Here is a 12,512-nt window from a genome sequence, read left to right on the forward strand (position 1 = left end):
TCACTCCCCCTTTAGTTCTCTCGCTCCCTCTCCGATATCCGCGACATAAAAATCCGCTCGGAGCCCTGTTTTTTCTTGATATCTGTCTCCAACCTTCTGAATAAAATCATCAACGAACTCATCTTTTACAATGCTGATGGTGCATCCGCCAAAGCCTGCTCCCGTCATTCTTGATCCAATTACACCTTCGTGATCCCATGCCGCAAACACAAGCTCATCAAGTTCAGGGCATGTTACTTCATAGTCATCCTTCAATGAAAGGTGGGATTCCTTCATTAACTGCCCGATTTCATCTATATTGTTCTCTTTGAACATATGGGCCGTCTTAATAGCACGATGATTTTCGTATACAGCGTGCTTTGCCCGGCGTCTGTTCGTTTCATTTTGGATCAGGCTGGAATGCGCATCGAAATCAGAAGGCTTGATGTCGCCCACTGCGGCAATATCGAGGCCTTTTTTCAAATCAAGCAATGCATCATTGCATTCTTGGCGTCTCGTATTATAGCTTGAGTCAGCCAATGTCCTTTTTTTGTTCGTGTTCGCGATGACCAGCGAGAGGCCTGAGACATTGAGTTTGCTATATTCATAGTCAAGCGTGTCGCAGTTCAGCAGCATCGCATGATGTTTTTTCCCCATTCCAATTGCAAATTGGTCCATAATTCCGCAATTGACGCCGATAAAATGGTTTTCCGCATGCTGCGCCATTTTCACAAGCTCAAGCGCATCTACTTCAGGATGAAAATAGCTTTGGAGCACGACCCCCATCAGCAGTTCAATAGAAGCGGAAGACGACAGCCCCGCCCCGTTTGGAATATTCCCTGAAAATACAATGTCAAAGCCATGGGGAACTGCATATCCCCTCTGTTGAAATTCATAAATCACGCCTTTTGGGTAGTTCGCCCAGTCGTCTTCTTTTTGATAGCGAATGTCGTCAAGGCTGCATTCCTTGATGCCTGCGTTTCTAAAGTTATCTGAATACATCCGGACAAGCCCGTCGTTACTTTCTGCAACAGCAGCATATGTACCCATTGTCAGCGCGCACGGAAAGACATGCCCGCCGTTATAGTCTGTATGTTCTCCAATCAGATTCACTCTTCCAGGTGCCAAAAAAAACCGTAACCCCTCTTTTTCTCCGAATACACTTGCAAATATCCCCTTTAGCTCTTCCCGCATGTGCAATCACCTTTCTGGTTTTTATTTTTTATTCCCCTTATTTCTTCATAGAAAACGGCAGATCATATGCTGCAGTCCTCTCATACCCCTTCTTCTTTTGTTTTTTTAAAGACGAGCCATTTGCTCGCAACATAGTTGACGACAACAATGACCGCGTTGTCGAGTATTTTGGCCAAGGTTTCATTTGTATTAAACTGGCCGACAAGAATGATCATCATGCCTAAATCTATGCCGAGAGACAGGACCCGAACGCTGAAAAAAGCAGTGAGCTCTTTCAGCAGGCTCTGCAGATCATGTGTTTTTTGCTGAAACACATATAATTTATTTGTTATGTAAGCAAACAGCACGGACAAAATCCAAGCGGCAACAGTGGCGGCTTTGTAATCCACATTCATGATCTCTACCAATATATAAAAGCTGGCGATATTCACAATGGTTGTGAAAACCCCCATAATGATATACATAATTATTTCTCTATACTTCACTGATGTTCCTCGCTTTCTGAAAAACTTTTCAAAATTCTTGGCGTCTCGTGCTCTCTGTCTAAAGTAAAAAATACCGAGAGTGCGTCTAAAAAGCTGCGGAAGGTGGCTGGCTGGCCCAATACATATGATTGTTTAATGATTCCGTCGAGGACTGCACATATTATTTTAGCCGTATATTCAGGATCAATACAGGCGTCAATCAGCTTTCTCTCCTTCAGCCACTTAATATATAACACATTTTCTTCCACCCACAATTCGTACAGCCGGACATAGGCCTTGCATTTCTTTAAGACTTTATATGTCGGCATGTTCATGGCAAACGAGGTGATGTCCCACGACGGCTTATTTATGTAATAGGAATAAAGCAGTTCTGCAGCGTGTTTTGCAGCCTCGTCCAATGTCAGCGATTTCACTGACTCCCGCTCCATTTGATCAAGATACCCTATAATGATCTTTTTTTTCATCTGACGTTTTTCGAGAAGGTACAGCAGAAAATCGTCCTTGCTGACAAAATGAACATAAAATGCTCCTTTGCTGTACCCGGCGGCTCTGCTGATATCTTCTACAGAAACCGGATCATACGCTCGGTCAATCAACAAATTCACGCCAGCGTCTATAAAACTTTCAAATGTTGCTTCTCTTTTAATTTGAAATTTGTTTTTTTTCATATTTTTCTCCTGGCGGTAATGATTACCCTTATCTTACACCGGATCAATCTTTAGCGGTATTTATTTCTTTGAACGGTTATGCTATTCGGTTTCCCAGGGGTCATTTTTAATAGGCTAAATGATTTATTTTCATTTACATACTATCCAGTCAGTATTTAATTGTTTATTATTATAAATAAGGTCCATTGGTTATATTAGTCATTTTTTTAGGGAATAGGTAGGTGGTTTTTCCTTCAGTTTGTGAACACCGAGCAACTATGTGTGAAATTTGTTGTACTCGCCTCATCATCGCGCTGGCTTGTCTTTTATTGCCCGCATGTTGCAGGAAAACATTTTATACAATTGGAGGTTACTATGAAAACTCATGTTAAAAAAGATTTGGACAAAGGTTGGCATATGTTAATTCAAGAAGCTAGATCCATTGGATTAGGCATTCATGATGTGAGGCAGTTTTTAGAATCTGAGACAGCATCGAGAAAGAAAAACCACAAAAAAACCGTCCGGCAAGACTAGTCCGAACAGGCGGATCTATTTACCTCTGGCTTTTCTATCACCTGATCTGAGTTTTCACCATATCCTCTATTCAAAAGCAAATCGCTGCGCTGAGCTTGAGGACAAACGGTGTGTCAGCTAACTACGACAGACAGCCGGTGATGCGATCACCTCTTGGCACATGCATTGTCATAAAGAGGTGATGCGAACATGATAACCGTGCTCTGGTAAACAGCAGCTTTGCTGAGAACAAGCTGCATTCGGTGAGGTTTTGAAAGCAAACTCGTTTATACACGGCCGAGCTTGAAAACCTTCGCCTGTCTTTAGACCACTGTGTTCACCTCTTCACGACTTCCTTCTTTTTTCATCCTCCAGATATTGTTCAACGCATAAATCGGACTTTCAGTACATACCTATTGGTGTACCTTTTTGCTTACGTTTAGCGAATAAAAGGAGGAAAGCCATGTACAAAGCTGATTATAAACAGATTGCTGCAACGCCGTCTTTTCAAGCTTTTTTAAAGCAGAAACGCGCTTTTATTGTTCCTTCTGCGATTTTCTTTTTTGTTTTTTATTTTTCACTCCCTGTTTTGACATCTTATTTCACCTTTTTGAATGCACCGGCCATTGGAGCTGTTTCATGGGCTTGGCTGTTCGCCATCGCCCAATTCGCTATGACCTGGATACTGAGTACTGTGTATTCCCGGAGAGCCGCCCATTTCGATAAGTATGTAAGCGCTTTAAAAGAGGATCTGAAGGGTGAACAGACATGAATATGACTGCTTTTTTATTATTTTTGGCGATTGTTGGCCTGACGCTTATTATCACGTATTTTGCCGCGAAGCGGACGAAAACGACGAGTGAGTTTTATACGGCGGGCGGCGGGCTCACCGGCGTTCAGAATGGACTGGCAATTGCCGGTGACTACATGTCTGCCGCCTCGTTTCTCGGGATTGCCGGAATGATTGCGTTATATGGATTTGATGGCTTCTTTTACAGCATCGGTTTTCTGGTGGCTTATCTCGTTGTCTTGTACATCGTGGCGGAGCCGCTTCGGAATCTTGGAAAGTACACGATGGCAGACATGATTGCCGCTCGCTTTAAAGAAAAGAAAATCCGCGGTGTCGCGGCTCTCAATACCATTGCCATCTCTACTTTTTATATGATCGCCCAGCTCGTGGGGGCGGGTGCGCTGATCAAACTGCTTCTAGGGCTGGATTATACCGCGGCTGTCCTCATCGTCGGAGTGCTGATGACCATTTATGTCGTGTTTGGCGGCATGATCGCGACAAGCTGGGTTCAAATTATTAAAGCCGTTTTGCTGATGGCCGGCACACTCGTGATTTCGATTATCGTGTTTTCGAAATTCGGCTTTAGCCTTAATACCATGTTTGAACAGATGAAAACGGCTACTCCGCTGGGCGCTGATTTTTTGAACCCCGGAAATAAATACAAGGTGCCGCTTGAGACCTTGTCGTTAAACTTGGCACTCGTGCTGGGAACCGCCGGGCTTCCGCATATATTGATCCGGTTTTATACCGTTAAGGATGCCAAGACGGCCCGTACATCCGTTGTGTCAGCGACATGGATTATCGGTGTGTTTTACATTATGACGGTGTTTCTAGGCTTTGGTGCCGCGGCATTTGTCGGTTTTGACGCGATTACGGCGGCTGATCAAGCGGGAAATATGGCGGCTCCGCTTTTAGCAAAAGCGCTCGGAGGAGACTTTCTGTTCGCGTTTGTATCAGCCATCGCCTTTGCCACCATTTTGGCTGTCGTGACAGGGTTGGTGCTGTCTGCCGCCTCAGCATTTGCCCATGATATTTACAGCCAGATTATCAGAAAGGGAGAAGCAACTGAAAAAGAACAAATGAAAGCGGCCAGATGGGCTTCTGTCGCCGTGTCAGTACTCTCGATTCTCCTTGCGATTTTTGCACAATCCTTAAATGTGGCGTTCCTTGTTGCACTCGCGTTTGCGGTAGCCGCCAGCGCAAACCTTCCGCTGATTGTGTTTACAGTCTTCTGGAAACGATTCAATGCCTCAGGCGCTTTATGGGGCAGCCTGACAGGCCTGATCAGCGCGCTTGTGCTGGTATCGATGAGCCCTAGTGTGTGGGACCCGGCCGGAGGTGCTATTTTTACCGGTGATCCGCTCATTCCGCTGTCTAATCCAGGAATTATTTCCATCCCGCTCGGCTTTCTCGGCGCGTGGCTCGGAACGGTGCTGTCATCTGATAAAACAATTGATGAAGATACGTTTGCAGAAATTCAGGTGAAGGCGCATACTGGCGTCCATATGGAACAGGAGTAAAAAAAGCTCTCTTTATAGAGAGCTTTTTCCTTGTCTTTTCTTTTGTTCGTCAGAAATCGCTTTTTCAAATACATCCTTGCCGGCAGCACCTGGAATTACAGTGTCGCCAATAATAAAGGTTGGAACGGCTGTGATGTCAGCCTCTTCATAAGCGTGCTTCAAGGCTTGGCGCTGCACGTCCTGATATGTTCTTGTTTCCAGTGCTGATTTGAATGATGCACCGTCTAATCCCACTTCCTCGGCGAGCTTCGTCAAGATGTCAATATCGCCAATATTTTGGCCCTCCTGGAAAAACGCCTGAAAGACACGGGTGTTGTATTCATGTCCTTTATTGTATTCCTTCGCAAAATGGAAGCCTTCAAACGCGAGGTCTGTATACGGATGAGGCGAGACGTTTGGAAAATTGATCTCGACTCCTAATTTCTCCGCCATTGGCTGAATTGATGTCTGCCACATGTACTGTTTGGAAGGATCATTGACCGGATCAAGCTGAGGAGATGGGCTTGGGCGCAGTTCAAACGGCATCCACTCGACTTCAACATCCTTTCCTTTTATCGCTTCTTCAAAAGCGGCTTTTCCAACAAAACAAAATGGGCAGACGTAATCTGAATAAACTTTAATGTGTACTGTCATGATAATCTCCTTTCATACTAAATTGATTTTAAACTGTAACAATTAAAGTTACAACTGTTTTTTAAATAAAGAAGCCGATTTAGGCTTCTTTCAGATTGATGACAAAATCCTAAAAAGTTTTAGGATTTTGTCATCCTTTCAGCGTGATTGAAAACCCTTGAAGTCTAGGAAAGCCGAGCATTGGAGCGGAGCGAATGCTCTAATTCGTGAGCACCAACGCACAGGCTTGACAACGAATGCGAGGGTTTGTCGACACGCTGAAAGAAGCCTGTAAAGGCTTCTTTTATGATTCCAGCAAACGCTGGGCAATATATTCTCCTTTTTTGCAGCCGCCTGGGCATGCGTATAAAGCAGAACCGATTGTTTGTGTATATTCGTTTAACGCATCCTTTGCTGAAAGAGCCTTCAGCATCGGGATAAACTGATTGTCGGGATTTTTTTGAAAACTGATAAACAGGAGACCTGCATCCATATAGCCGGTTTTCGGATCAAGTCCCTCTGTGTAAGAGAAAGCTCTTCGCAAAATTTGTTTTCCCGTAGATTTCGCTAGACTGACGTGTGAATTAGACGGAATTTGATTCAGCTTCACGGGATCTGTTTCCTTTTTCTGCCCAAAAGGCGCCCCTGAGCTTTTTCTGCGGCCGAAGGTATCCTCTTGGTCCTTGAGGGAAGAGCGGTCCCATATCTCAAGGAACATTTTAATTTTCCGGAAAGCCATATAGGTGCCGCCCGTCATCCAGTGAGGCTCACCGGACTGAACCCACACGATCGAGTTCATCAAGCTGTCATCCTCCGTGCTCTGGTTGCCTGTTCCATCTTTGAACCCGAAGAGGTTGCGCGGTGTTTCACCATTTTTTCCTCCGCTTAAAAAGCCTTTGTTAACAAAGCGGACCTCACAAGTGCCGACCGCTTGATTTAGCAGGTTACGCAGCGCGTGAAACGCCACTTGCTCATCGTCTGCACATACTTGAATGCAGATGTCCCCGCCTCCCTGCTTTTCATCCAGGTTGTCATTGGGCATCGCTGGAAGAGCGGCTAGGTGCTTCGGTTTTTTGCTTTTCAGTCCGAAGCGGTCCTTTCCGTCTTTTTCAAAAAAGCCAGGCCCGAATCCGAATGTGACCGTTAAGTTAGAAGGGGATAAATCAGCAGACTCACCTGTATCCTGCGGCGGCAGATACTGATTTCTCTGCTCAGCTGACATTTTCTTGCCAGACGTCAGCATCTGTGTGAGACTTGTCCAGTTTCTAAATAACGTAATGATGTCGCTTTTCTCTTTTGCTGTTACATCCAATGCAGCAAAATAGACATACGTCTGATGGGCAGTTGTGATTCCGGCCTGATGTTTTCCGTAAAACGGAACAATCTGCTCCTCCTCTTTTTCATCCTTTTTCGATGGCTTAGCCGCAGTCTGAACAAGCGGAGCGAGACCACCGAGACCGCTGGCACCGATCGCAACGGCTGCCCCCGCCATTGCTCCCCATTTTAAAATGTCCCGTCTGTGAATTTGTTCTGGCTTTTTTTGTTCATCGCTCATGATGTTACAAAACTCCTTTTATAGCACATTCGCAATCTTCGACATGGTTTCAGAAAGAGTCGTCAGCTTAGTGCTCAGCTCTCTGATTTGCTTTTCACTTAATTTATCATAAGACGTATAGGACTGATCATTTGTTTTGTATTTTGCCATTAAAACTTCAAATTCGCTGAACTCCGTATCCAGTTTTTCCGTCAAGTCGGAGTGATCTTTTACAAGCGCGCTTTTCACTGTTTGATAAACGGCTTCGGAGCCTTCCACATTTGCCATAAGGTCAACTAAATCAATTCGTGAGTAGCGTTCTTCTTCTCCCGTGATTTTCGAAATTCCGGCTTCGTTCAGAAGCTCCATCGCGCCTGCAACAATTTGTTCAGGGGTTAATTTCAGTGATTGAATTGAACCGTCAAGCTCTTTTACATCCTTGAGAAGCTGGTCAGCTGTTGCCTTTTCCCCGGAAATATCTTGATCCTTCCAAATGGCCTTCTCAAGCTTATGGAAGCCTGTCCATTTGTCTCCTTCTTCAACATCGTTTTCTCGGGCGTCAATTTTCGGATCAAGATCTCCGAGGCTTTCAGCGATCGGTTCGATTCGCTCGTAATAAACACGCGCTTTCGCATATAACGTTTTGGACTTTTCGATATCGCCGGATTTCACAGCGCTTGTAAATGATTCAGTCGCTTTTACAAGCTGATCGCTCTGCTCTTTGACATAGCTTTTATATTCATCCGCTGCTTTTGCCAGCTGATCGCTAGCCTTTTTGCCGCTCTTCTTCGCTTCTGTCAGGTCTTCTAAGGACGCTTTCAGTGACTCGGATTCTGTCTTGATTTTTGCTGCATCCGGTTTGTCTTTTTGCGCTTCTGTGTAGATTGGCTGAAGATGCTTTTCGATTTCTGTATATTCGAATGGATAGTCGCTGCGAATATCGTTTTCAAAGGAAAGCCAGTAGCTGTTTAACTCTTTCCCCTTCTTTTCAATCTCTTTTTGGTCTCCTTTTTCCGCTGAGTCATTCAGCTTAGAAATGATGGTTTCCATTTTATTTACGGATGCGGTGATTTCTTTAGTGACCCCGCTTTTTTCAGATGAAGCTTTTTCTTTGGTTGAAGATGTGTCATTGGCTCCGCAGCCTGCGCACAGCGCAAGGATGCATCCGGCTGATACAGCGATTTTTGTGAAATTCATTTTGTCAGTTCCTTTCCGTTTGTAAAATGTTTTGCCGCTTCTGAAACAAGCGCAATCAGTAAAAAGAGTAAAATCAACATTTGCGGAATCGTGCTGTACACGGACGGATAAATTCCTAGCACCGATACAGACGGCAGCCAGCTTTCTGCATCAGACGGAAGAATGCCCGCCAGCTGAAGGCTGTGAACGCCGGTTCCGAGAAATTTCACGCACATATACAGGACAACCGCCATTGATAGAAGAAAAAACGGCTTCAATGGAATACGCATTCCGAGCTTGATCATCAGAACACCGACGATGACGAGAACGATAAGCCCTGCGGCAGTTCCGCCGATCAGTTCAGTGAGCGGGAGCTTCCCGACAAGCCCGATGAAAAAGATGACCGTTTCGAGACCTTCTCTTACAACTGCCAGAAATGCAATGAGCGCAAAGGAAAGCAGGCTTCGTTTTTTTAGTGCATGTGACTTCTGGATATTGATTTTTTCTCTCCATTTATCCATTGAGGCGTTTCTGTGCAGCCACACCCCGACATACAAAAGCATGACAGCGGACAGTACGCCGGTAACGCCGCCAAGCAAGAAATTGTTTTCTCCGAATACACTGGAGGAGAACAGAACCGTGACACCGATGCCGGCTGTTAAGGAAACAGCCATGCCGGCGGACGCCCCGCCCCAGATCCATGTCGAGGAACGCGTAACCCGCGCTTTTTTTGTCATGGTTAATAGCGCTCCGATGACAAGGAGGGCCTCCATTCCTTCACGAACCGGGATCAGCGCCGCATCCCACCAGCTGTAGCTGCTTGAAGCGATCGGCTCGAGCAATTGAATCATTTCGTCAATTTGCTTTGATACCTTTTCAGGATGGCTGCCGATCTCCGCCTTCATCAGCGCCAGATTTTCCTCCGATGTCGTATAGGCTTCTTTCGATTGGGACACGACATCTCCCTCAACAGCGAGCCAGGATGTAACTAAATTGTCGATTGCGGATGACGCTTCATCCAATTGTTTTTTTTCTATGAACTGTTTTGTGTCTTTCAAGCTTTGTATATAGGCTGTTAAGGACGCCCTTGATTGACCTGAGGATGTCTTTTTCAGCACGACAGCCTGCTGGTAGGTTTCTAAATGAGATGAAAGCTCTTCAAGCTGTGATTTGAGCTTGCCTGCGTCTTGATTGATAAAAGAAAGAGAAATCATCGCGATATTCGCGTCCATTTCACTGTGAGAAGAAAGGTTTTCTTTCTTAATAGAAGGTTCTTCTTTTTTCCACTTCGCTTTGAAGGTGTCAAACGTTTGTTGTGCCGAATCCATATCCCCGTCTTTTACGGATTTGATCATTTGCTTGTTTAATTGAATTAATGCGGCGATCGGATCATCTTCCGCATGTGCCGCAGAACCGAAAACCATCAACAAGCTGAATAGAATAAGTGCCAGCCCCCGAGCCATCATGTTCCTCCTATAATTGAAAATGATTATCATTGTATAACATAATCATAGCCAGTTCCTGTCCTTTGTCAATTAAAATTTGAAGGTCTGAAAACCTTGATGGACAGCAAAAAAGCTGTCCTTTTACAGAACAGCCCTTTGAAGGAAAATGAACGATTATCTTCCTGTTTTATACGTTTGAATTTCCTCACGAAACTTGCGTGCAGCACTCTCAGGATCCTCCGCCTGACTGATGGCGCTGATCATACTGACGCCATCGGCCCCCGCTTGGATAACAGGTGCGGCATTATCTATTGTGATTCCGCCGATGCCGACAATTGGAATGCTGATGCCTTGGCGGCGCACTGCTTCGATAAGAGATACACCCTGTACCGCTCTCGTATCTTTTTTCGTTTCAGTCGGATAGATCGGCCCAAGCCCGACATAATCCGCTCCGTCTTCTTCGGCTTGCTTCACCTCAGACATCGTATGGGCAGAAACGCCGAGAATCATATCACCTATGGCAGCTCTTACCTCTTTCGCATTTGCGTCTTCCTGACCGATGTGGATACCGTCAGCTTTCAGATTCAGAGCCAATTCCACATCATCATTGACAATGAACGGAACACCAGCTTCACGGCAAGCTGCCTGCGCTTTTTCAGCAAATTTAATCCGAGCCTCTCCTGTCAGCGCATCCCCGCCTTTTTCACGGAACTGGTACAGGGTGGCACCGCCTTTTAACGCTTTTTGTACAACTGTAACAGGATCGGCTTTCGTATTGTTTGACCCCATAATGAAGTATACAGATAATAACTCTTTCATCATTTCCCGAGAAATACGAGTCATGAGACAGTCACCCTTTCTATAGTCGCCCATTCTTGGACGTCTTGTTCAGTAACAGTTGAAAGCTTGTTCAGCAATTCAATCTGAAAGCTTCCAGGGCCTTTGTCAGCCGTCTGCTGTGCGGCAAGCTGAGCGGCGACCCCATACGAAGAAATGGCCGCAATAGCAGCAAACAATGGATTTTCTTCCACAGCGCAAAACGCACCGACGACGGAAGTCAGCAGGCAACCGGCGCCTGTCACTTTTGTCAGCAGCTTGTGGCCGTTATGAAGGGTGTATACATGTGACGTGTCGGCTATGACATCAACTTCACCAGTTATCGCAATGACCGTGTTTAGCTTTTGTGCCGCCTGCTGAGCCAGCCGGATGATGTCGCCTCCGCCTTCACCCGCATCAACACCTTTGATCAGCCAATCGGTCACGCCGACGGTATGGGCAATTTCCGCCGCATTTCCTCTGATTGCAGCAAGGCGCACCTCACGAATGATGTCACGTGCCGATTCAGTGCGGAATGGTGTTGCTCCGGCACCGACAGGATCAAGAATGACGGGAACGCCATGTTCATTAGCTGATTTCCCCGCGATGATCATCGCTTCGACTGACTCCTTGCTCAGCGTTCCGATATTTAAAACGAGTGCACCCGCAATCTTCGCCATATCGGCGACCTCTTCTTTTGCGTACGCCATAACGGGCGATGCGCCGAGCGCGAGCAGGCCGTTTGCTGTGAAATTCGTTACGACATTGTTGGTTATGCTATGCACCAGTGGGCTATGCCGGCGGACAGCCGTAAGACATTTTGCTGCTGATTGTGCATCCATGTTTGCATCATCCTTTACTATCTTTTTTCGGGTCCCATAAATACGATTTCGTATGTTCGAGCCAAGCTCTGGCGGCAAACGACAAGTACCTGTCCTTTCTCCAAATAATGGCGAGGTGCCAAGGGATGACCGGATCGACAAGCGGAATGACTTTCACTTTTTCCGGGTCAAGGCCGCGGCAGATCCGTTCCGGCAAAAGCCCGATCCCAAGGTTGGCTGATACCATCTCACTAATAAAATCCCATTGTGATGTTTCATAAATGATATGGGGCCGGAACCCAGCCTTGATACATTCCGTCATAATTCGGTTGTGCAGGACAAAATCCTCTCTGAAGAAAATAAAAGGCTCGTCCTTCAACTCACGCAGCTGACATTCTTTCTCATCAGCCAGCCTGTGGGAAGGGTGAACGACAAGCATTAAGGTTTCTTTTACGATTGTAAACGAATGAAAGATATCTTCGTTTGCGGGAAGGACCACAACGCCGATATCAAGAGAGCCGTCCCCGACACCTTCTTGGACTTTTATAGAACCGTCTTCGACTAGCTGAAAGGTGACATTCGGATAGTTTTCACGGAAATCGCCGAGCACTCTGGGGAAAAACCCCGATCCGATCATCGGCGGCAGTCCAATCCGTACGTGCCCTTTCTTGACTTCCATAATATCATTTAATTCTGACGTCAGGTTTTGAAATGATTTAATGATTTCCTGCGCCTGCACATACATGCTATGACCGGCATCAGTCAGTTCCACCTGCCTGCCGTTTCGGTAAAACAGTTCAATTCCGAGCTCTTCTTCTAAATTTTTGATCATTTTTGATATCGTCGGCTGAGAAACATAAAGGGATTGGGAAGCCTTCGTAAAACTTTTTAAACGGGCGACTTCCAAGAAATATGTTAAATGGCGGATATCCATGCGCTTCACCCTTTCTATAGACAAAAGGAATACTTCTTATTCTTAA

Annotated in this window: 13 protein-coding genes; 3 read left to right on the forward strand and 10 right to left on the reverse strand. The window is 45.7% G+C overall.

What is annotated here, in order from left to right; translation table 11 throughout:
- The 3 genes from MHH82_RS35330 to slrC form a co-directional block, all read right to left on the reverse strand.
- A complete protein-coding gene (locus MHH82_RS35330) occupies positions 1-1,173 on the reverse strand; it encodes a galactokinase (RefSeq protein WP_340797454.1) in 1,173 nt (390 codons plus the stop codon).
- Between the two features lie 80 nt (positions 1,174-1,253).
- A complete protein-coding gene (locus MHH82_RS35335) occupies positions 1,254-1,637 on the reverse strand; it encodes a GtrA family protein (protein ID WP_003227398.1) in 384 nt (127 codons plus the stop codon).
- A 17-nt stretch (positions 1,638-1,654) separates the two neighbouring features.
- Positions 1,655-2,326, reverse strand: coding sequence for a transcriptional regulator SlrC (gene slrC, locus MHH82_RS35340; RefSeq protein ID WP_014478350.1), 672 nt, complete (start codon positions 2,324-2,326; stop codon positions 1,655-1,657).
- Between the two features lie 354 nt (positions 2,327-2,680).
- Between slrC and slrA the strand changes: the two genes are divergently transcribed.
- The 3 genes from slrA (at position 2,681) to MHH82_RS35355 (ending at position 5,128) form a co-directional block, all read left to right on the forward strand.
- On the forward strand, positions 2,681-2,839 hold the full coding sequence (gene slrA / locus MHH82_RS35345; protein ID WP_003243648.1) for a transcriptional regulator SlrA: 159 nt from the start codon (positions 2,681-2,683) through the stop codon (positions 2,837-2,839).
- A gap of 442 nt (positions 2,840-3,281) precedes the next feature.
- Positions 3,282-3,590, forward strand: a complete 309-nt coding sequence (locus MHH82_RS35350) for a DUF485 domain-containing protein (protein WP_003227392.1) — start codon at positions 3,282-3,284, stop codon at positions 3,588-3,590.
- Positions 3,587-5,128: a solute symporter family protein gene (locus tag MHH82_RS35355; RefSeq protein WP_003227390.1), complete on the forward strand. Its 1,542-nt coding sequence runs from the start codon at positions 3,587-3,589 to the stop codon at positions 5,126-5,128. The genes MHH82_RS35350 and MHH82_RS35355 overlap by 4 nt, the downstream gene beginning before the upstream one ends.
- Before the next feature lie 12 nt (positions 5,129-5,140).
- Here the strand turns inward: MHH82_RS35355 and MHH82_RS35360 are convergent, their stop codons facing one another.
- From MHH82_RS35360 to cidR, 7 genes are all read right to left on the reverse strand, one after another.
- On the reverse strand, positions 5,141-5,761 hold the full coding sequence (locus MHH82_RS35360) for a DsbA family oxidoreductase (protein WP_014478353.1): 621 nt from the start codon (positions 5,759-5,761) through the stop codon (positions 5,141-5,143).
- Between the two features lie 283 nt (positions 5,762-6,044).
- Positions 6,045-7,295, reverse strand: coding sequence for an iron uptake transporter deferrochelatase/peroxidase subunit (gene efeB, locus MHH82_RS35365; protein ID WP_041850379.1), 1,251 nt, complete (start codon positions 7,293-7,295; stop codon positions 6,045-6,047).
- An 18-nt stretch (positions 7,296-7,313) separates the two neighbouring features.
- On the reverse strand, positions 7,314-8,471 hold the full coding sequence (gene efeM, locus MHH82_RS35370) for an iron uptake system lipoprotein EfeM (protein WP_015714920.1): 1,158 nt from the start codon (positions 8,469-8,471) through the stop codon (positions 7,314-7,316).
- Complete coding sequence (efeU, locus tag MHH82_RS35375; protein ID WP_015714921.1) at positions 8,468-9,913, reverse strand: ferrous ion permease EfeU; 1,446 nt, start codon at positions 9,911-9,913, stop codon at positions 8,468-8,470. Before efeU ends, efeM begins: the two co-directional genes overlap by 4 nt.
- A 156-nt stretch (positions 9,914-10,069) precedes the next feature.
- Positions 10,070-10,738, reverse strand: coding sequence for a thiamine phosphate synthase (gene thiE, locus MHH82_RS35380; RefSeq protein ID WP_003244128.1), 669 nt, complete (start codon positions 10,736-10,738; stop codon positions 10,070-10,072).
- The gene (thiM, locus tag MHH82_RS35385) at positions 10,735-11,553 is read right to left on the reverse strand and encodes a hydroxyethylthiazole kinase (protein WP_003244274.1); all 819 of its coding nucleotides are present in this window, start codon (positions 11,551-11,553) and stop codon (positions 10,735-10,737) included. The genes thiE and thiM overlap by 4 nt, the downstream gene beginning before the upstream one ends.
- A 7-nt stretch (positions 11,554-11,560) precedes the next feature.
- Complete coding sequence (gene cidR, locus MHH82_RS35390; protein WP_003227377.1) at positions 11,561-12,466, reverse strand: cidABC operon transcriptional activator CidR; 906 nt, start codon at positions 12,464-12,466, stop codon at positions 11,561-11,563.
- Positions 12,467-12,512: the final 46 nt, after the last annotated feature.

The sequence above is a fragment of the Bacillus sp. FSL K6-6540 genome (assembly GCF_038007545.1).